At 40.1% G+C, this 20,918-nt stretch carries 21 protein-coding genes; 6 read left to right on the top strand and 15 right to left on the bottom strand.

Features of this window, described 5'->3' with window-relative positions; all coding sequences use genetic code 11:
* The first annotated feature begins 466 nt into the window (after window positions 1-466).
* Window positions 467-829 carry a hypothetical protein gene (locus H9L23_RS02330; protein WP_187593485.1) on the top strand — a complete coding sequence of 121 codons (363 nt, stop codon included), beginning with the start codon at window positions 467-469 and terminating at the stop codon, window positions 827-829.
* Between the two features lie 362 nt (window positions 830-1,191).
* Here H9L23_RS02330 and H9L23_RS02325 read toward each other — a convergent pair whose 3' ends face one another.
* Window positions 1,192-1,458 (bottom strand): helix-turn-helix domain-containing protein, encoded by a 267-nt coding sequence (locus H9L23_RS02325; protein WP_187593484.1) that lies wholly within the window; start codon window positions 1,456-1,458, stop codon window positions 1,192-1,194.
* Window positions 1,459-1,746: 288 nt separating this feature from the next.
* Window positions 1,747-2,895 carry a hypothetical protein gene (locus tag H9L23_RS02320; protein WP_187593483.1) on the bottom strand — a complete coding sequence of 383 codons (1,149 nt, stop codon included), beginning with the start codon at window positions 2,893-2,895 and terminating at the stop codon, window positions 1,747-1,749.
* Between the two features lie 638 nt (window positions 2,896-3,533).
* On the opposite strand from H9L23_RS02320, the gene H9L23_RS02315 reads away from it, so the two are divergent.
* Window positions 3,534-4,247 (top strand): sensor histidine kinase, encoded by a 714-nt coding sequence (locus H9L23_RS02315; protein WP_187593482.1) that lies wholly within the window; start codon window positions 3,534-3,536, stop codon window positions 4,245-4,247.
* Window positions 4,244-4,981, top strand: coding sequence for a LytR/AlgR family response regulator transcription factor (locus H9L23_RS02310; protein WP_187593481.1), 738 nt, complete (start codon window positions 4,244-4,246; stop codon window positions 4,979-4,981). The genes H9L23_RS02315 and H9L23_RS02310 overlap by 4 nt, the downstream gene beginning before the upstream one ends.
* Here H9L23_RS02310 and H9L23_RS02305 read toward each other — a convergent pair.
* The gene (locus H9L23_RS02305) at window positions 4,978-7,995 is read right to left on the bottom strand and encodes a lantibiotic dehydratase (protein WP_187593480.1); all 3,018 of its coding nucleotides are present in this window, start codon (window positions 7,993-7,995) and stop codon (window positions 4,978-4,980) included. The genes H9L23_RS02310 and H9L23_RS02305 overlap by 4 nt on opposite strands.
* Before the next feature lie 88 nt (window positions 7,996-8,083).
* On the opposite strand from H9L23_RS02305, the gene H9L23_RS02300 reads away from it, so the two are divergent.
* Together H9L23_RS02300 and H9L23_RS02295 are read left to right on the top strand one after the other, a co-directional pair.
* Window positions 8,084-8,509: a MauE/DoxX family redox-associated membrane protein gene (locus H9L23_RS02300; protein WP_187593479.1), complete on the top strand. Its 426-nt coding sequence runs from the start codon at window positions 8,084-8,086 to the stop codon at window positions 8,507-8,509.
* Window positions 8,510-8,629: 120 nt separating this feature from the next.
* Complete coding sequence (locus H9L23_RS02295) at window positions 8,630-8,929, top strand: hypothetical protein (RefSeq protein WP_187593478.1); 300 nt, start codon at window positions 8,630-8,632, stop codon at window positions 8,927-8,929.
* 39 nt (window positions 8,930-8,968) lie between these two features.
* On the opposite strand, the gene H9L23_RS02290 is transcribed toward H9L23_RS02295, so the two are convergent.
* From H9L23_RS02290 to H9L23_RS02270, 5 genes are all read right to left on the bottom strand, one after another.
* Window positions 8,969-10,309, bottom strand: a complete 1,341-nt coding sequence (locus H9L23_RS02290) for a RagB/SusD family nutrient uptake outer membrane protein (RefSeq protein WP_187593477.1) — start codon at window positions 10,307-10,309, stop codon at window positions 8,969-8,971.
* Between the two features lie 11 nt (window positions 10,310-10,320).
* Window positions 10,321-11,448, bottom strand: a complete 1,128-nt coding sequence (locus H9L23_RS02285; RefSeq protein ID WP_187593476.1) for a SusC/RagA family TonB-linked outer membrane protein — start codon at window positions 11,446-11,448, stop codon at window positions 10,321-10,323.
* Window positions 11,445-13,505, bottom strand: coding sequence for a TonB-dependent receptor plug domain-containing protein (locus H9L23_RS02280; RefSeq protein WP_187593475.1), 2,061 nt, complete (start codon window positions 13,503-13,505; stop codon window positions 11,445-11,447). The genes H9L23_RS02285 and H9L23_RS02280 overlap by 4 nt, the downstream gene beginning before the upstream one ends.
* Before the next feature lie 2 nt (window positions 13,506-13,507).
* Entirely contained in the window at window positions 13,508-14,104 is a 597-nt protein-coding gene (locus tag H9L23_RS02275) for a TlpA family protein disulfide reductase (RefSeq protein WP_187593474.1), read from the bottom strand.
* 199 nt (window positions 14,105-14,303) lie between these two features.
* The gene (locus H9L23_RS02270; protein WP_187593473.1) at window positions 14,304-14,579 is read right to left on the bottom strand and encodes a hypothetical protein; all 276 of its coding nucleotides are present in this window, start codon (window positions 14,577-14,579) and stop codon (window positions 14,304-14,306) included.
* A gap of 1,177 nt (window positions 14,580-15,756) precedes the next feature.
* Between H9L23_RS02270 and H9L23_RS02265 the strand changes: the two genes are divergently transcribed.
* On the top strand, window positions 15,757-16,125 hold the full coding sequence (locus H9L23_RS02265; protein ID WP_187593472.1) for a helix-turn-helix domain-containing protein: 369 nt from the start codon (window positions 15,757-15,759) through the stop codon (window positions 16,123-16,125).
* Window positions 16,126-16,252: 127 nt separating this feature from the next.
* On the opposite strand, the gene H9L23_RS02260 is transcribed toward H9L23_RS02265, so the two are convergent.
* The 7 genes from H9L23_RS02260 to H9L23_RS02230 form a co-directional block, all read right to left on the bottom strand.
* The gene (locus tag H9L23_RS02260; protein ID WP_187593471.1) at window positions 16,253-16,843 is read right to left on the bottom strand and encodes a hypothetical protein; all 591 of its coding nucleotides are present in this window, start codon (window positions 16,841-16,843) and stop codon (window positions 16,253-16,255) included.
* 37 nt (window positions 16,844-16,880) lie between these two features.
* Window positions 16,881-17,396, bottom strand: coding sequence for a hypothetical protein (locus H9L23_RS02255; protein ID WP_187593470.1), 516 nt, complete (start codon window positions 17,394-17,396; stop codon window positions 16,881-16,883).
* Window positions 17,386-17,613, bottom strand: coding sequence for a hypothetical protein (locus H9L23_RS02250; protein WP_187593469.1), 228 nt, complete (start codon window positions 17,611-17,613; stop codon window positions 17,386-17,388). Before H9L23_RS02250 ends, H9L23_RS02255 begins: the two co-directional genes overlap by 11 nt.
* Before the next feature lie 256 nt (window positions 17,614-17,869).
* Entirely contained in the window at window positions 17,870-18,175 is a 306-nt protein-coding gene (locus tag H9L23_RS02245; RefSeq protein WP_187593468.1) for a hypothetical protein, read from the bottom strand.
* A 642-nt stretch (window positions 18,176-18,817) separates the two neighbouring features.
* Window positions 18,818-19,366 (bottom strand): type II toxin-antitoxin system VapC family toxin, encoded by a 549-nt coding sequence (locus H9L23_RS02240; RefSeq protein ID WP_187593467.1) that lies wholly within the window; start codon window positions 19,364-19,366, stop codon window positions 18,818-18,820.
* Window positions 19,353-19,730: an STAS-like domain-containing protein gene (locus H9L23_RS02235; protein ID WP_187593466.1), complete on the bottom strand. Its 378-nt coding sequence runs from the start codon at window positions 19,728-19,730 to the stop codon at window positions 19,353-19,355. The genes H9L23_RS02240 and H9L23_RS02235 overlap by 14 nt, the downstream gene beginning before the upstream one ends.
* A gap of 21 nt (window positions 19,731-19,751) precedes the next feature.
* Window positions 19,752-20,504: an ATP-binding protein gene (locus tag H9L23_RS02230; RefSeq protein ID WP_187593465.1), complete on the bottom strand. Its 753-nt coding sequence runs from the start codon at window positions 20,502-20,504 to the stop codon at window positions 19,752-19,754.
* Between the last annotated feature and the right edge of the window lie 414 nt (window positions 20,505-20,918).

The raw sequence follows: 20,918 nt of genomic DNA, 5'->3' as shown, positions 1-20,918 counted from the left end.
GTATAAGAAAATACTATTCTTTAGTGTTGACTGGAAAAACTGATTTACCTGACTCCTCTGCACCAAATTGCCAACAGAAAGGCGGACAACAATTTAAAACAAAGTTGTTTCAGGTGAGACGGGATCATTCATACTTGGTTTTTACACCTAAATTACCTAAGTGATTTTTCAGGTTGTAATGGTATACGTAATCGGTATCAGAAACACGCTTTGCCAGCCCCTCCTCAGTCAGGACAAAATCTATAGCACCCCCCTATATTGGATCCCATCAATATAATCTGGGATGATTCACCTCTTTTCCAATTGGCATATTTAGTCAGAATTGTTTTCGATTGGTCACATAAATATTTATATTGTTACTTGTCAATAAGGTATACTGAATCATAATAGCATGGGCGCGATCAGAATGCATTTCACGAAAGGAGCTGACAATTGGGAATACGGCTACATTACAACCCAGTCGCAAATGACTATATTCCTCAATGCAAAAGAAGTGGATGATAAAGAAGTGATGGCATATTTTTATGTTCCGGACATCGATTCACTGCTTGAAGGTTTTGGCGAGGGTGAAATCATCTTCAGTTATGAGCAGACTTTGGCATTTATCAGGGCAACCGACTATCTTTCCAGAACGCTGCTCAATGGAGATGATCAGTTCAATGATCTGTTTTTTATATTCGTGCATAAAATAACCAACCGATTTGCGAATTTGAAAAAATTTGAGTCCTACTACCTGCATTATTCCACAAAAGTTATAGAGCTGGTCAGGGAAGAATTCGAAAAGGAACCTGAATTGAGGGGAATGCTCGAAAAAATTTTGCTCAGATAAATCGGTAGCGATTTTCACAACCGTTATTCCTGCTGAAGCAGATTTTGGATATGCAGGCATGATTTTCAATTCAAGGATGATTTCTTTCTTAACAGAATATCCCTAGAGCAGGGAAATAATACCGCATTTTTAAGTTTAGAATAGATTCGGCGTGCGCTTTTGGAGATCATAATGATGTTTAGCGACAGACAGGCACTTAAGCAACCAAGGCAACTCAATATCTTTCAGCTTCACTGATGAATACACCTGAGCCGATGCATATTTTTTTTTGTGTGTGTCATCATCAATGTATAAATTAAGCGACTTATGTTGATTGATTTAATAAGGTTTTTATTGCGAAGATCATTTATCCCACTATGAGATCACTTAACTGACTGATCAAACCCATCGCTAAAAAACTCAGCAAGGCTAATATCCAATGCTGAAAGCACTTTCAACAAAGATGAGAAGTACAAATCTTCGCCGTTTTCATAGCGCCAGAGCTGCGTACGGTTAAGGTCATGTTTAAAAGCAAATTTTTCATAGTTCCGTTCCCCTTTCGCTTCCCTAAGAGAACGAATTCGTTCTCCAACCAATTTCAAAACTTGCTTTGCTTTTTCGCTATCCGCGTCGTTTTTGGCTCTACTCATAACGTAAAGTAAACCAAATTGATGCGCGAGAGGTACCTCTATAAAGAAACACCATACAAGATACATCTTAATAGAAACAAAATTCCTATCTTTATTAAGCTGCAGATATTAAAAAATATATGGAACAGGAGGAATTATTACAGACCCCAATTGACAGACTTGGTTTTAGTACTGAATTCTGTAAAGCTTGTAGTTCAATGCATTTCAGCACACTAAAAGACATCACATCTATTATGCCCGAACGACTGATAAATAAAGAGGGTTTTAGCTTTAACTGGCTAGGGGAACTCAGCGCATACTTAGATAAGAGAGGATTGTTGCATTTATTGCAACGGCCATAGGAAAAAAATTACGGTTGATCCGCTGAACCATACGCTGCAACAAGTCACGCACACGTGCAGCAGTATGCTGGTCAATACTGTAAAATTCTTTGCTGAGGCTTCCAGGGGAAATAACAGCCTGTCTTTTACTTTGAAAATAACCAGCAAAACATTTGAAAATGGACTGAAGGTTCTGAGTGGCGAAAACACTTTCTTCAAACAATAAACGGATTAGGCAAGAAAGGTGTGCAACAGATAATTCCAACGGTATTTTGGGAACAACAACATCACTTATCTTTGGCAAAGATTTTTCTGCTAACAAAATTTCTTCCTTTAACCAGTCTGCTAACATGCTTTTTATTGAAGGCCATGAAGTATTAAAAGCTAGATTTTTCATCTCGGGAAAAGACAGTACAATAGCCTTCTGATTCGCTAAATAGTTGATTTTGTCCTCACAAGAAATGAAAGCTTCCAATTCCTTACGGATCTTATTCTGTCGGTAAACTAAAAAAGCAAGGTGGTTAAAATTAGCGCTGGTAAGAAAAGAGATGAGATTGTTATCTGCCTTGTCCGAAAAGGTATCAATCAAAAGCATTTGCTCAATAATATACTTAGAATAGGATATTTCCCGAAAAGAATACCGCCTTGAGTAATTGATCTCATTGAGTTCCTCTATCCATTTACAAGCCGAAGTTTTCAGCTCTGAGCTTATTTGTGCTTTTTTAAGTTTGCTTTTCAGCAGCTGAAAATCTGTGCTCCATTTTTCAACTGAGCGTTGATGATAGGCTATAGGCGCCATAGCATCATTATTGAAATAGCCCGGGAAATATTGCTTTAAATGGTCAAGCAGGAATATAATATGACCACTTGTTTTTTTTGAAAGTTCAATATCTGCCATATTAAAAAGGGTATCCGAGATTTTCAGGATACCCTCAAGCTGATAATAAAAATAACGCCTTAAGCTCTTATCAGAAATCTCTGAAAAAGCAATCATTTTCCATGCAGCAAAAAGCCGTTGGGATTTTGATTGGAAAGTCGATTCTATGACAATATCGTTACCTGAATTTCCCCATGTAGATAACAGTTTCTCGATATCATGTAATTCATCTTTAAGCATAAGGTGTGATCAATTCCAATACCTTTGTAACTAATTTTTTAACAAATGGGTACTGGTTACGCTGACGGTAATACTGGTGTCAATACTGGGATTTTTGAACTTATCAATAATAGGTTTAAAATTGTTTACTCTGATAGTGTTTTTCTCTGGAAGTTTAGTTGAATTTTTCATGATTTTATATTTTTTATATTAAATTAAGAGTTTGCGGACTTGCAAGGATATTTATTACAGATTCGTAACCTTTTGGAGTAAAAAAAGCTTTCATTGTATAGGATATGTTAAAACTAGCGGTAAAAAAGTTTAATGAAAATTTCTTGTTGGTACACTTTATCTGCTGGACATTGTTCATCACCTATGAACTGACAATGGTCTATATTGCCTTAGGAACCTTAGAAAAACCTTGGATTTATATAGTATATTATGTGATTAACATTTCTTTTTTTTATCTATTTGCAGCATTGCTGAATTACGTTTTCAAAGAAAGGAAACCTCGGTATTTCAAAGGTATTATGGGGTACCTCGTTTTACTCAGCCTAAACGTAATAACTAAATCAGGTGCTGATTATCTGGTTACTAGTTCACCTGCTTATTCTTCTAATTCTTTCATTTATACAGAAGATTTCTGGCAGCGAAATATCATGAGAGCATTATACTTCTCTAGTTTGGCGATGTTTTATTGGTCTTCTGGTCGCATTGCTTTTTTTAAAAGACAAACGTTAGAGGCGGAAAAGCGTCAATTGATTATTGAAAAAGACAACGCAGAGTTGGAAGCCCAACTTGCCAACTCACGTAACGCCTACCTGCAACAACAGATCAATCCGCATATGCTCTTCAATACACTGAACTTCATTTACAACAGTGCACAGAAATATTCAGATGATGCGGCAAATTGCATTTGGCTCTTATCTGAGATTATGCGTTTTAGTCTCGAAGAAGCAGATCCGGATGGAAAAATTAGATTAGATAGAGAAGTTGAACAAATTCGAAATCTCGTGGCCATTAACCGTTACCGTTTTAAAGAGCCCATATACCTCAATATAGAACTAAGTAGTGATTTGAGCCATTACAAAATAATTCCACTGATCTTGCTTACCTTAACTGAAAATATATTCAAACATGGGAACCTAACAGAAATTACCTCTCCGGCTTTACTGAAGTTAATAACAAACGAAACCGGACAGCTAACATTCTACAGCAGGAACTTAAAAAAATCAAAGAACGCTCGTCAGCGGAAAGCACTAGGCCTACAAAATATCAGGCTCCGCATGGATTCATTTTACAAAGGCAATTACAAGCTGGAAATCAATGAGCCTGACGAATTTTACGAACTCACTTTAATCCTCAAATTATGAGCTTAACCTGTTATATTATTGATGATGAGTATCATTCAATTGAAGTACTTGATAAATACGTCAATCAAACCCCAGGACTCGAACTGGTTGGCAGCTCAACCAACCCGCTTTTAGCGTTGGAAGAATTATGTACTATCCAAACTCCAGATATTGTACTTTTAGATGTCGATATGCCACAACTCAATGGCCTAGATGTGGCAGACCTGATAGGTTCAGCAAGTAATATTATTTTCACAACTTCCTACCGCGAGTACGCGCCCGAGGCATTTGAAAAAGATGCGGTAGATTACCTGCTAAAGCCAATCAATTACACTAGGTTTTTAAAGGCAGTTACCAAGGTGCGCTCAAATCTCACCAGTCATACCAATCAAACCACTGCTAGCGCCTTCTTTTTCGTGAAAAGCAACATCAAAGGGAAATTTAACCGGATCACCATCGCAGAGATCCTTTATATTGAAAACATAGGCAATTACATCATCATCCATATGAAAGATGAAAAAGTAACCACTTACCTCACTTTAGCGGAAGTGCTTTCCAAATTGCCTGCTGAGGGTTTTTCCAGGATTCATCAGTCTTACATCGTCAACCATGCAGCTATCCATTCGTTAGAGTATGCACAGATAAGACTAAGCGGCGAGGTGAGTATTCCAATTGGAGGCACTTACCGCACCGCCTTCCGGGAAAAAATCCAGCCGGCTTTACTTATCAGTAAAAGAGATAAAAGTGATCACTAGACTGAAGATTTTTCGCGTGCCAGACGTGAGCCGGCATATTTTTGCAGGCAATGGTAAACGAGCAATTCCTGTTGCCTTTGCCTAATGGAGAAAGTCCGGTTCAGTTGCATATGCACCAGGTCTGCCAATAGCTCCATCCTTTTATCTTTAGAATAGTTTTTTGTCAGCCCGTTTAAAACTGACATCTGCTTTAACAGTGGCGAAAGATATTTTGATAATTCTCTACTATCCAGCAAGTCCGCTATCAATAATTTATTTTCCCGGTATTTCTCATCCATTGCGACCTTCAGCGATTTATCTGCCCTGACCTCCGCCATGAAATGATCTGTCACCTTACCTAGGTAATCGAGGGAATCAACTAGAGATGGAAAAAAGCAGCTGACCATGCGATAAGCCGATAGCAAGGCCAGTTCAAATTCGCTAAGTTTGAAGGAATTTTTCCCTTTTAAAGTTAACGAGAGTGCAGCAAGATAACTTCCCGCCCAGAAAAGTTCCTCAACATCTGATATGAGACCAGCCCCATAGCGTTCGATTTCTCTTCTATAGGTATCTCCCTGAAAATCCCTGATAAGCTTGTCATGTCCGGATGATTCAATCTTTTTACGCAAAGCGACGAGTATCGCCCCAAGATCACTTTCTTCAGCCTGTATGCGCAGGCGCAGGTGATAGCCTTTTTCAGTGTAGCGAATAAAAAACCATTTTTTGATCCGCTTTTTCTGCCCTTTAATAAACGGAAAAATAACCTTGCTCAGGATTTCATCCGAAGCGCGCGGAATGCAAAAAATTTTAAGGTAAAGCCAGTTGCTCCCCATTAAAAAGTCGCGTTGCTTTTCACGATGAACGGCGGTACTTTCCTTTTCTGAGGATTTATAAATATTATTTTCATGGGAGAGAAAAGCAATCATTTGCCCCGCAAGTGGCTTTTTACCAGACAGGACGGACCGGTCAGGCAATAAATATTCCTGAATGGTTATCCGCTTTAAACCATGAATGCATTGCAGAAAAAACCTTGCCTCAGCGGTATTTGCAAGATCAAAAACCAGCTGCTGGTCTGTTGCCCCTACCGTGATATGCCGGGGCAGGTGGTGCTCTTTGCGAAACCCATCGAGGGCTTTAATTGGATCAGCGTTGTCCCCAAGCGTTAAAAGTGCTATCTCTGATTCCTTAAAATTCCATTTCGCAAGACACAGGACCACCCTTCCATAGCAAACCCGTGGATAAAAAGTAAGGCCCGGAAAAAAGTTTTCCAGGCTAAATGAAAGTCCCGCCTGTACTCCTTGGAATTGCAGGTCGCACAAAAGCCGGTAAACCGGCGAATGGTTATTTCGGAAGTTATAAGCTGTCGCCAGACGGGGAATTACTCTTTTGTTGAGTTTAGACGACTCTAATATCAATTCCCCTCCTTGAAGAGAAAGCATGAGTTCGCCCGGCAGCACCAGTTGTTCAGCCGGCTGCGAAGGAAATACATTCAGGGGTAGCTCGTAAGAATAAATGGGTTTGCGACGATTGATGTTGTCAACGTGGCTATCAGACTGCTGGGCAATGTCGGCAAAAACAACCTCCGGGTTTGAGGCACTTTCCATTGCGGCAAGCTCGCGGCAAAACTGGTGTACCGCATCACTAAAGCAGGAGAACCTTCCAATTAGCGAGGTGGCAGTTACCCCGCCTGAACTTTCAATGATCAGGTGCTCGCCCGTCGAGCGGTACATCAGTGCCTGCGTCTGGGGTAAAGGCAATACTGCCTTTTTATGATCTCTTAGTTTGGTTACATCATCCTCAGTGATCTGAAGGGGCGACCAGGGATGGCGAAGGGTGTCCCCTATCCAGAGTTTGAAAATGAACTGCTGGGAAGCGTGCCAACCAAGGGTCCTGTTTTCTTCATCAGGTTTAGGGAAGGGAATATTTTCCAGGATATCCTGATCAAGCATAGATGGTTCCATATCACCATAATGCAGTCCTGCATCGGGATCCAAAGCCAGCAGCAATGGCACCCTTTCCTGATCGAAACGGGTCCGGAAATCACGGATAAAACGGGATAGGTCAGCAGGCTGCTCAGTAGCTGACAATAACTGCATCACATGCACTGCTCTGGAGAGTTCTTCCTGTACAGAACTGTCCGGTCCCCCGACCGTATCAGGCCTTTTCAGGGCCGCATAAAATGGCTGGCTAATAAAAGGTTTGTTTTCCTTTACAATTTTGCTGATATCCCCGGCCAAAGCGGAAAGGGCCGGCTCACCCGATAAAGCAGTCACCGTGTTATTTTTCCAGAAATCGTTCCAACCAGGGAAGCCAGGGAAGCACTCAATGACCTCATCACTGATTATTTTGGCTTGGGTGCCATTGAAAACCGCTCCGGCATCAAGCAAAAACCGGATGTATTCTTCCGCTTCTTCTGCTGAACAATCAGCATGCTGCACGATCCAGCTTAGCACTATTTTTTTTGAAACCTTTTTTGACGATAAAAACGAAAACAGTTGTATATTGAATTTTACGGCTGTAATCCCTTCCAGAGAAAAATTAAACCGGCCCTTATCATCGATAGATGATTTGGTATAGCGGAAAACGTCATTAAACCGGTAAAGCGCAGGGTTAACCATTATTCCGTCCGGCAGATCAGCCTCCGCCCTGTTAAGTAATTTTGTCAAAAATTTCTGGTCAGGCAATAAATGAAGGATGGACTCATCGCTTCCGGCAAGCCTGACCTGCCCGCCGCTCCCCCATTGGAGTAAGCTAAAGGAAGAAAAGCTTCCAAAAGGGGTTGGCCGGAAGCACATCCGGTTATAATACTTATAAAGGGTATGTTTTTCCTTATCCGCCAATTGATCGAAATCAAATTCCTTTTTTTCAAGCAAAGCATAAAACCCGGCGCTCGCCAAAAATACTGCATTGCGGAAAGCCTGTTCCTGCAACACCTCAGGCAACCGCGAAAGGTCATAACCGCTAAAGCTATAATAGGGTGCCCTTAAAAATACCTGCGGCAAAAACCGGTAAACCATAGACTTACTTTCTTTCATCTCTTCTTCGCTTTAAAGGGTATACTACCCATCTCATACTGTTTTAACTTTTCTAATCCCCGTTAATTTGTTTCATAATTCTTTTTCCATGAAAGCAATTTTTAAATCAACCGTTCCACCGCTGCTCGTGCTGCTATTTAGTTATGCCGCCTTCAGTAAACTCTTCACTTTTTCAGCTTTTGACCAGCAGCTACACAACCAGGCTTTTCCCGGCTGGCTTGCAGATTTTCTACTGTATTTTTTGATCCCAGCAGAAATTGTTACCGCACTCCTGCTATGTTTCAAAAGGACCGTACTTATTGGTTTGCTGGTTTCAACTGTACTTCTGCTCGCCTTCACCGCCTATATCTCCCTGGTGCTGGCAGACTATTTCAGCAAGGCGCCATGTAGCTGCGGCGGAGTATTAACATCGCTCGGATGGAAATCGCACCTCATTTTTAACCTCGTATTCACCGCATTAACGATAACTAGCTTAACTATTCACCTAAAGCAGGAGGTTCGTGACAAAGAGTAACCAGCATAAACGGATACCGGTCCTATCCAATACAGAAAAAATCAACCGATCGCCAGACCACCCAACCAGATCGACTTCATTTATCCTCCAAAAAACGGAGATTATTTAAAACTAAATACCATGTTAAAAAAATTAAACCTTGGCCTTGCAGCCCTTGTATTAGGGTTCGGCCTTATCGCCTCACAAAGTGCATTCACTAACAAAAAAACTACTTACTACCATTACAAAACCACCAATGGTGCTGTTGACCAGACCAGTTCGTGGGAACCTGCAGGAAGCCCTACTGCGTTTGAATGTAGCGGGGATCCGGAAGTACCTTGTACGATTGGCATCGAAACTTCGCTGTCTACCTACCTTTCAGGTAAAGACAACCAGGCAGTGCTGGACTCTCAAGAATTGATTTCTGCCAGAGAGCAGTAACACTAATCAATGGTGCAGGTTACTGCTGCACCATTGCATTTAAGGATTTTGGGGCAGACCTGCCACCTCAATCACACGCTCGGGGATTGGAAGGGCAAAGCCCGTACTGTTAGCCTTAAGCTGGTAGATCACACCTTTGTAGCTCCTGCTAAAAGAAATACCCGCATTCTCCATATTCAGCCTTTTTACATCTACCCACCTGAGCCCCCTGAGCAGCAGTTCCTTTCTCCGCTCAAGCAGGATATCTGCCAGCACCGCCTGCTGGTCATTCCCTACCCGGTCAATGAAAGTGTTCTTTTTATACCTGCTACGCAGCAAACGGTTCAAATCAGCCAGTGCTTCTGAAAGCCTGCCAGCCCTGGCTAGGCATTCGCTCCTGATCAACAGTACCTCATTCACAGCCACCCCACTAAAGAAATTGGAGTTTCCTTCATAGCTTCCCTTAAAGCCATAGGTCCCGTTTTTGTTATCGCTAAAAAATACAACTTTTCGCAAATCGTTCGCCTCATACAGCGCATATAGCGCAGGATTGACCTTTCCCCTTGCATTGTTCAGCATTGGAGAAGTAAAGTAACTGTCCTGCAATACCTCAACATTAAATTGGCCAATGGGATAACTTGCTGCAGCATTCAAACTATTATAATCCACCAAATCAGCTTTTAATGATAAACAGGAATCAGCATATAGCTTTGCCAGCTCGTATTTGCGCATCGATAAGTAAACCCGCGCGAGCAGGCCAAATGCCGCAGGCTTGGAGGGCCGCATCACATGTACCGCTTTAAGGGGAAGCGCCTGAACTGCCCTTTGCAGATCGGAGACCACTTGCACATAACCTTGCGCAACAGTTGCCCGTACCGAAGGCACATTAAAGTCAGACCCCAGCCTGAGTGGTACCCCCAAATCTGAGGGCGACTGTTCACCATAGGCATTACCCCATATATAAAGTCCCCGGAGATGATTTTTCGCCCGGATGAAATAAGCCTGCCCGCTAACATTGTCCCATTCGGCCGCATTACCGGCAGTTTTGCCAATTTTAGCGATAGCCTCTAAAACGACATTGGTACGGTTAATCGCCCTGTAATTATAAAACCATTCATTACCGTCCTGCAAAAAGATATTACTGCGCTGCCAGGTATACATATTGCGCTCATTTTCAGGCCTGGCACCTAAATCTGCATCGTTCAGGTATACATCATCCGTGCTGATCTCTGCCGCATTCCCGTCTACATAATTTAGCACCTGGTACTGATCCAGCAAAGCCTGCAGGTCAACCAGCGTTTCAGGTACGGCCTGGTTCTGGTTAGACTTCTCGTCCAAAAACTTCTTGCATGAGGTGCAAAACAAAAGCACCACCATGCTTAAACATATTAACTTTTTCATATCGCTTAAGATTATAAAGATGATTTAAAACCAAATGCAATGCTTTTTGCATCCGGTATACCGTTAAAGTCCGGATCAATGTGCTCCTTGTTTGCCCGCCAGATGATCCCCAGATTACTTGCCACCACAAACACCTGAAACTTGGAAAAGGCTGCTTTCTTTCCACCAGGCAGCCTAACGTCATAGCCTAAGTTCACATACTGCATGCGGATATGGTCCCCTTTGAGTACATTAACCTCCGACCCCCAGTAAAACTCATCCCTGAGGTCCGAGTTGGGATAAACCAGGCTTGGCACATTGGTCCGCAGTTCATCACCGGGTTTTTGCCACCGATTTGCATAATCAGCCGTTCCTTCCCTGCCTATCATGAGTGAGCCATAATCGAGCACATTTTTCCTGAAATAATACCCAAGCTTAAAGCTCATCCTGAAACTGAGGGTCAAACCGGCATAAGCGAAACTATTACCCAGCCCACCAGTAAATATGGGGAGTGCGGTACCATGGTATACCATATCCTCGAATTTAAGCGAGCTGCCCATTAGCGCATTGTAATCCTTACTCACCGCTCCGTTCAATATCCCCTGCGGATCTCCTGTATTAGGATCCAGTCCTGCCCATTTGAAAGAAATCATCCCGTAAAGCGGATATCCCACAAACCCGGTATAGGAAACATTCCCGTTCAGCCTTCCCCTGCCATTAAAAGTGCTGTTGTAATTCTTAATCACCTTATCCTTATAATAATTCAAAAAGAAGTCAGAAGACCAGCTGAACCTGCCCGTAATATTGCGGCTGCTGAGTTCCAGGTCCACCCCATCCCCCGATATCACGCCTGAATTCTTCACTAGCGTAGCACCCACCCCGGCCGTCAAGTCTATCGGGGTCAGCGCCAAAAGGTCAACAGATTTTTTGCGGTAATATTCCAGGCTGCCCTTTATTCTGTTTCCACGTAAAGCAAAGTCGAGCCCCGCATTGAACATAAACACACGCTCCCACTTTAGTTCCGGATTGGCATAATTACTAAACAGCGCGTAAGGGCTTTGGGTAAATACAGAATTGAAGCCCGAATAGGTAATGGTGGTCACAGCTGTTGTGCTTGGGTCAGTGTTCCCGCTTGCCCCAAAAGTTGTCCTGAGTTTCAAAAAGGAAAGCAGGCCTCCTCCCAGAATTTTTCTTTTGAAAGATCCCACGCAAACCCGGACGAAAACAAAGGGTTCCATTTATCATTGGTATTTAGGCCATACAGATTGGAAGCATCCCGCCTCCCGCTTAATGAAAGCGTATAACGATCATCAAAGGTATAGGCCAGATTAGCAAACAGGGAAACATAACGGTTCAGCGTTCTTCCCAAACCATCCCTGTTGGGCACATTTTGGGTATTTCCGGTAACAAAGGTTTTAACGGGATTTAAATAATCAACAACCGAAGTACTTAAAGTGGACTCATTCAGCCCATATATCCGCCCTGTGCTGGTCTGAACCCCGGTACTCCTGATCTCCCCGCCGATGATCCCCGAGAGCGAATGTCTGCCCATCAGTTTATTGATATCTGCCTGCACCCTTGCATTATGTGCTTTCAGCAAGGAATAATCCTGATCCCGGATACTGCCCAGGGGTATATTCCGCTTTAGCGATCCAGAGGCATCGATGGAAGAAAACACATTCACCAGATTACGTACATAATAACTTTGCGGACTATTAATGGTTGTTATCTGCCCGTCCTGCTGCTCAAATTGGTAGGTACCTGCCAGCTTTAGCCATCCGGTCAGCTGATAGGCTGCCCTTAAAGATGCCAGAACATCATTCACCTTATTTACCGAGCTGGAATACTTATAATCTTCCAGCGGATAATAGGACCAGTCCAAAAGCTTCCCGTTGCCAGCGGTATTAATATAGCCCGTCCTGTAATCCCTGATTACTGCAAGCGCATTCCCCTGCCCATCTGCCAACTGCGTATATGGCGGAAGGATGCCGGTGGATGAGCTGATTTGCGATGGATCGGTCTTGCCGCTCTTACTATTGGAAAGGGTCAGCATCAGGTTTCCGGTCAGGTTTAACCTGGTACCAAGCTTAAAGTTCTGCTCTGCCTTTACATTGTAACGGCTAAAGGGCGCAGCAAGGGAGCTGACATTATGATCATACCCTGCAGAAAGCAGCCAGTTCCTTTTCTCCGTGCCCGCCCCCAGCTGCAAATTGTATTGCTGCGCAGTAGCATTTTCAAAAACATAACGGTTAAGCTGCTCACGCAAATCATAGCCCCTCAGCGCGTCAATCCTTGAACGCGCATCCGCCTCACTGATCAATTTGTCGCGCGCTGCAATCCGCAGCTCAACCACCTCAGACAGCGGCGGGTGCGAATTGTCCGTTTCAAAGCTGCTGTAATAGCCTTTGTCAAAAAGATAATTTTCAAGATCTATAAAATCACTGACACTAATCCTGCTCTGGTAATACTGGTCAGGCTTTCCGGTCACTTTCAGATTGCCCGAAAAAGATACCTTAAGTTTATCATTAAACCTGGCCTTTTTGGTATTGATCACAATCACCCCATTCCCTGCCCTTGCACCCCATATCGATGCCGCAGCCGCATCACGTAAAACGGTTATGCTTTCAACATCATTGGGATTGATGTTACCCAGATCCCCCTCATAAGGAAAGTTATCCAGCACAATGAGCGGGCTGCGCGGTCCCTGCAGCGTACCGATCCCGCGAATAATAATCCCGTAGCCATCACCCCCATTACTCTTACGGTCTATGCTCAGGCTACTGGTCACCCCTTCCAGCCTTGAGATAATATCGGTACCCACCTGCTCATTCAGCAGCTTACCCGATAACTTCAGAAACGATCCTGTCGCCCGCTCTTTGGGCAAGGTCTGGTAACCTGTACTCACTTCCACTGTTCCCAGCTCCTGGTCCTTTCCGGTAAGCACTACCGAAAACAAACCTGCAAAAGGTACAACCACCACGGTATCCAGCCTTCTAAAGTTCATCGCCGAAAACGACAATTTAACCCTACCTGCCTTTAGTCCCAAGGCAAACGAACCATCATCTCCGGTCAGCACCTGGCTACCGGCCCCGGCTTTTACCACTACCCCTGCAATCCCTTTCCCTGTTCCATCCACAACCAATCCTTTCAAAGCATCCTGCGCCCTCACCCCTGAAATAGACAGGAGCAAAACAAAAACTAAAATAATCCTGCCCATAACTAATCCTTTGGCTCCTTAAACCGCTTTAGTTTACTCACCGTCTGCACATGCTTACGGTTACGCTCCACCATCATTACCACGTTTTCTTCTGTCAAAAAATCACTTGAAGTAATCCCTTCCACCTCTCCACCGATTACCCAGACATAATGCGGGATAGCCCGGTGCGGAAAAGCCTTCAAAAACAGTTCATCCTCCACCACAAAAGGCAGAGTCATCTCAGCGAAAGCCCCATCCGGCCCAGCCTTTGCAATCAGCGAGGTGGCGGTATCACCGGTCCCCAATGAATTCACCAGCAAAACTTTAAGATCATAAGGATACTTTTCCTGCATTTTCTCCAAAAGCGGAAACTTTTTCAGACAGGAGCCACACCAGCTTGCCCAGAAATCAATAATAATCAGCTTATTAAAATCTCTGGAAAGCGAGCTAGACGACAGTTGCCTGCCTTTAAGCACCTTACTCTCTAAAGTAAAAAGCGCACGCGGCAGCTTTGCCCCTACATAAAGGGGTGCGATAGAATCCACTCGCTTGCCCTGAGCCCATAGGCCGGTACACATACTGCAAAGCAGCAATAAAACACAATAAATATTTTTTTTCATGATTAGTTTAGTTAACAGGTACATTAGTGATAACATCAGGTATCCGGGTTTCCCAAAGCTGAAAAACCACCACAAAACATTATTATCCCTCGGCATAAATCCCAAAAAAAAGGGCATAGCAATAGCAGGAAGCATCATTTAAGCTTAATTTTGATTGATTAAAAACGTAAAAAAATTAGAAATTGAACTGTAACCTCTCTTAAGCTTTAGGACCAAGGCCATCGATATTACCATCTTCAATCAATGCCCGTACCGCCTCTACCATTTCGATCAGGCCATCGAAAACCTCACCCACGTCCTGTTCACTAATACCAAGATTCAGAAAGCCCTTTTTTTCATTTAAAGCGTATCCCTGAAACGACTCCAGCAATACCAGTTTTATCTTATCGACACTATACTTACCATAAAATAATTCCAGCACCTGATGAGCTGTTTTCAAAGAAGGCATTCCAGGATTATCATCAGATAAAGTCATAAATTAACGGTCACATAAAATATATTAATTGATTAAAGCCAAAGCAAAGCCTGACTTCCATAATCTGGTTGTGTTGGTTTGGTTAAAGTTGATTGATAAAAAGCAATAACCGGAATCATATCCCAAGCCCACACTACAATTTGCCGCCGCCCCTCACAGACAGTACACAGCAGGAATTCCAGCCAAAAAATTCAGAATAATACTCCCCCCTTACGGCAAACCCTTTATATTTTTTAGAAACAAAAGGAAAACCTAATCGCCAAGAGCACGAACCCACTAGCAAGAGCACAAGAACACAAAAACAAAAGAACAGGGCAGACTGCATTATCAAAGAACCTTAAGAATCATTAACAATTTAGGTCCCTGCCTGCCCTGTCACCCCTCAAACAGGATTCTTTGGCTTTAACGCGTAAAGCCTGTCAAAACGATACTTTTCATTTAGGCCCATACGCTCCGGTTTATATTTATGTTAGAAAAAAAAAGTAAAAACCAGCCCCCTCCACATAAAATATGCAGATACAGTAAACCGTATTGCGTATTAGAAAAAAGATACCTACCTTGGGAATGCGAATAACCATAGTATGCTCCTTTGCCTAAACCGCAATAAAGGGCTGGGCACCAAGCTAAATTAACCCACCGGGAATCAGTGCGCTCTCTCACACCAAACCCTGTTTTCTTTGGGCTATTTTATACTCGGAAAAATCCAGCGCGCATTACGACGGAGAACAAATAACGTTCTTTAAAAAGAGTTTAAGGGAAAACCGAAGTACCCCTTCCCCGAAGTGGTACAAAATGATGGCGCGTAATTTTTTCGTTTTCATAAACGGTAATTTTTATGTAAAACGATGTACCTCAAAAGCAAAAGTAAACCAGATTGGAAAATCCAATAGGGCGAACTTTACTGCTTTCGAAACTGGTACCGCTAAGAACCCCTTGGAAATTAATCCAAGCTCCCCGAAAGTCTCACGCAAAGCTCGCCCTATTGAATAAGTATGCGAAGATACAAAACTCAATAGTATTGGCGAACTCACGGTCGACTCATGGGGAAATTAGCGGTTTCGTTTCATGAGTGACATCGTAAAAAGCCAGGTTATCCCTAACTCTATTTGTCGCTATAAATAACTGATATACAAATATAGTAAAACAAAATTACGCTCCAAATAATAGGAGCATTTTTATGAAAAAATATTCAACAATCATATCAGAGTTAGATTATAAGATTATTCTTAAAGTCAAGCAATTAAGGGAAGACAAAGGCTTTTCCCAAAGAGAACTAAGCGGGGAAATGAAACTTAGTAAAAGTTTTGTCGGAAAAGTTGAGGCATTGGGCCAACCGGATAAGTATAGCATAAGACATTTAAATCTTATTGCTAAAGCATTAAAAATGAAATCAGTTATAGAATTAATCCCGAAAGGGGTTCAGGAATATGATATGATTGAAATAACCTACGAAAAAGTTCCGAAGCTGAATAAAGACGGAAGTGAGAGTAAGCAGTTTGAAGAACGAATAATAGAAATTAAAGAGATAAAATCGAATTCAATTTAACGTCAATCAAAATGGAAAAAAATTAGGGAGTTTGTTTGAGCGGTTGAGAAATATGTAATAGAAAAAACAAGTTCTCCCCTTATTTAGATTGGTATTAGGGATTTGCTGGGACTAGTGATTTAATTTTTTATTTGAACTTTGGTTTGAATTTATGAAATGTGTTCTTTTTTGTTGCACCAACAAACATTGAATAAAATTTTGCGCCATAGCTATTTTGACACTCAATAAGAATCTGTAAATCTTTCATTGCAATTGGTTCTTCATTACCTCGTTTTCTTTCAGTTGGTAGTGTATCGCTGTTTTCAGCTAATACAGCTGTAAGCGTTTTTGATGCACCAGATAAAATTGGTTCATGCTCGTCTAAGCTTTGCAACTCAACAAACGGATTTATTGAATCCTTGAAATATAGCTTTGGAAAATACGCAGTGTATTCAGAATTATTAGTAATAATTAAATCTAACCTATATGTGATGTAATGCCTAACAATAGATAAATCTCTAATAACAAAACCCTCATCATCAAATTCTGGCTGTACCAAATGTTTTGGTGCGCTCCAAAAATTTAATTGTTTTAGCTGTATTGTTAACTTACTGCCAGTTAATTTTCTTTTATTGAGAAGAGTTATTAAATACCAGATAGCACCAATGATTGTTAATACTATTGCAATGGCTGCCAGTAATTGATCTTTGTTTAAGCCTAAGAAAATTTCATCTTGCATATCGAGATTGTTAATTCTCAAATATACTCATCGAAACTTATAAGGTAAACAATAAACCAATTGCAATAATGGTACTGACGATACCCCCGACACCTGCCCAAAATGCAATACGTTGATTTAGCTTTGGGCTATCCTGTAAATTCACAAACTTTTGCCAGTTAGATAATTCAGGGGCTAACGGTAATACTTGCGGTTTACTCGCTACTCTTTCAAGGGCTTCAATATAACTACTTCTTGCTTTTACCTCTTCTGCATATTTCATCGAATTAGATAAACCCTCACTCATTCCTGCATTTGCTAAGGCCGTACCAATACCATATTGATGTTTAGCATTCTGTAACTGACTAAATTGTTCCCAGCTTAAACGAGACTTTAAAACATCATACCCTAAGCTATCCAACTTATATGTATGGTTACTGCTTTGATAAACTAGATTTTTCCTCTCCGCTTCATCGATAACCTTTTGTTCCGAAGTCAATGTTGATTTACTTACAGGCAAAAGAGTGTATTGTTCTAGGTATTTCAGTAAATCATCGATGTTATTAATTATCATTGTCCTTTACCTTTAGAGTTTTTAAATAGTTGTTAATTCTCTGCACCAATTCATTCGGGGTATTAACTAATTTATAGCTTCCCTTTACTTCATCAACTACCAATTCACCGCCAACGGCTTTTACCTCATCTAAAAATCCCTCACCTATTAACCTTTCAATTACGATTCTGTAAGCATTGTTTTTATAGTGATCTAATACTGATTTAATTGTTCCCATATCTGATTTTTTCTTAAATCAAATATAATCATCTGTTACCGAATGTAATTTTATTGTTACAAATATTTTTCCACAATAAAAGCAAGGCTTAAAGAATAACTAAGGTGGCTTAGGATTTACTTCAAGGTTCGAAGTCTTTTTATCTATATTATTTTTATACATATAGTATTGAAGATAATCGGATATGAATTTCACACCTGAATTCTATAATGTACTCATAATGAGGATATTGGAAAGGTCAGATTGAAAATTCTATCTATAAAGTATCTGGTGCTTTATTTCTATTTTTAATCCAGCGAACTAGAATCCTGATTAAGCCGAACAAACCGAGTATAACAAAGCTAGCGAAGATTGAACTACTTATCTGATATTGTTCAATTTTGTTTGGCTTCAAAGCACCAATGATAATTGCTAGCAGTACCCATACCACAAGAAACACCTTATACCATCTTACATTTGCACCAAATACACCTTTCAGGGAAAAGTATGTTGATGAACCGATGACTAAAGCCAACGCTAATGCTTCGGCTAAAAATAGTATTATTGGTTTGTATGAATCCATTTTAATAAAATTTTAAAAGATTATCTTTTTGATTTAATAATAAAAATTACCATCGTTTTTTGGGATTTATTACCTTTTCCCGACTTTAATTTCCACTTGGTTTCTTATTGATCGGATTAGGAGCGGCCAGCATCCGGCACTAGCTTAATGTTCGTGTTTGTGTAACTCTCGATATAAACCATCATAATGCTCCGAATTTGTTAGAAGATTCTCAGTCATTTTCGGTAACTACAAAATCATCTTTCAGTTTAAATTTGTGACAATAACGTAGATAAGCTAAATATCCTAGTTGTGAATATAGGTCAAGAAGGTTTACAAACGAATGATTGTTTAGTAGGATGTATCCAATATCTATAGGTAGTAAATAACAAAATATTTCTTTTTTCAATGTTCCATAACATTGTAATCCCAATGACTATAGATTAAAAAGTACAGTGATCGTTTTTAAGATGTAATTTTTCTGTGATTTAATTTTTTTAAAATCATTCAAGTCGATCAGCAGCGACTAGCACATTGTTAATATTCGTTTATTAAAACACCCTTGCTGCTATTACTAGATAAATAAAAGGAAGTGCCGGGTAATACTATTAATGTTACTTATACCTTTAAATAACTGAGCTATAAAGAACGCTTGGCTAAGCGTTAAACATTATTCTGAAGTGAAATAACAGTTATATTAGAATCGATCTTTAGTAAATCCGAATCATTTGTAACAACAACCATTTTTCTTGATTCTGCCATTTCTAAAAAATATGAATCGTTGTAATCAATAATTTTAAATCGTTTTAAAATGCTACTTATGTCTATCGCCGTGAAATCATCTGAGATTCTAAGGATATTTGGCAATGCCAGAATTTTGTTAATTAAAACAGAGACGATTTCAACTGAAGAAGTATATTCTGGAGTTCCTACAAAATCTCTTTTAAAATCTTGATTAACAAGTTTATTTATAGAAATCCATTGGTTAAAATCTTTTCTTAGAAGCACATTTGCAAATTCTGAGAGGATAAGTGAAGTGATATATATGGAATTCCCACGTTCAAGTATATTTGCAAAAAGCCTCGAATATTGTTTTTGATCTTTTTCTTGAAAGTGAGCAATGGTACCGTAAAGTAGTAACCAAATGTTAGTGTCGAAAAAGAAACGATCAGTAAATGTGACCTTATAATCGGATGGACTAATCGACTCCATAGATTGCATCGTTGGAACTTTTCTCAGATCCTTCTTTATTCGCAAAGTACTCTTTAGCTCTCTGGATTACATCTTTGAACAAGGCTCTATCTTCCTTTTCAACATTTTCCACTTTAAGATGTTCATTTAAAAATTCCGTTGTGTAAGCTTTATTTCCGTAAAGTCTACCTATTGCAGCATTAAGAAATGCAGTAATCATAATATTAATACCTGCAAAATCCAATTCCACCTTTTCATTTTTCTGAAGATAAGAGTCAATTATCTCGAACACCTCATTTCCTTTTTCAGTAGAAACAGCTAACTCTGACTTGATTATATCTTTTATAACAAGATGCTCCATGGTTTGATAGTTATTATATGTCATTAATTCAAAGTTACGTATTATTTAGAATATGATATCATCTTCATCCGCTTCACTACTTAACAAGTAATGATTAGAATCGTTTAGATTAAAATTAAAGTTAACAATTGTTCCGTCAAAAATACCACCCAATTTATGGGTTTCAACGACCCCATTTTTAAATTCATAGAAACCATCCGATGAAATCACCTGAATCTTTCCTTTATTCAATTTTATAAACTCAAATATTACACTCAAACCCAACCCCCCAGATGTATCCCCCGTTTTTGTCGTATTCCCCTTTACCATAGCCCATTTAATTGCTTCACCTGCATCGAAATCTTTGTTATGAAAATTAGATACATTCTGTTTTATATTGATGCCTTTGTCCACTATTGTAAAATGTAGCGGTTTGTCTGGATGTCTGGGAAAAAATTGGCCACATGTATGAATAAAGTCGCATTCGCCGTGTGTCCTGGCATTTTCATAAATTTCAAAAATGTTCTTCACTATTTCTTTTCCCAACAGGTAGCTGTGTGATGGAAATCCACTCTTGGTTAATAGTTCTTTTTGTATATAGTCGTTAAATCCAATATCATCTGTTGGCGTAAATTTCCGATAGGTTAATGAAGTGTCATAGTTATCTTCGAGTTTGTCATAACCAAAGGTTATTAAAAACTCATTTTTTCTCAAAATCGTTTCTACATGTCTATTAATGTTAATAATATGTATTTTATTTTTTTTCTCTTCTAGCATTTCAAATAGTGCACCCATTAGTGCACATAAATTTGCTTCCATAAATGTAACATTTACGAAATCAAATATTATGATTTGATTAGCTAGGTGCCTATTATGATATATCCAAGAGACAATAAAATCATAGCCCTTAAACTCACTTCTTATGTCTTTAGGTATCTCTACCACCACATATCTATTGTTGAAAAGATCGTACATAGATACTACATGAGTTAAAAGTTATTCATATTATTATTAAGATTAGTATATAGTATTTAATTTTGAATCTGATAAGGTAAAAAGACAATTTATTACGATTTTACTTTAAATAGTCTTATTTTTCTATAAGTTTTTATATAGTGAAAAACGCCGGTCTTATTTTTTACTGTAAGTTTTTAGTTTCGTCGTTCGTGTGGGTATCAAGAAATTTAGCATAGCGATAACATTTAGCTCTTGTTATTTAAGTTTAAATTTTGC

Origin of the sequence: Pedobacter roseus, from assembly GCF_014395225.1 — a bacterium.
GTDB lineage: Bacteria > Bacteroidota > Bacteroidia > Sphingobacteriales > Sphingobacteriaceae > Pedobacter > Pedobacter roseus.
This window is presented reverse-complemented; position numbering and strand designations above follow the sequence as displayed.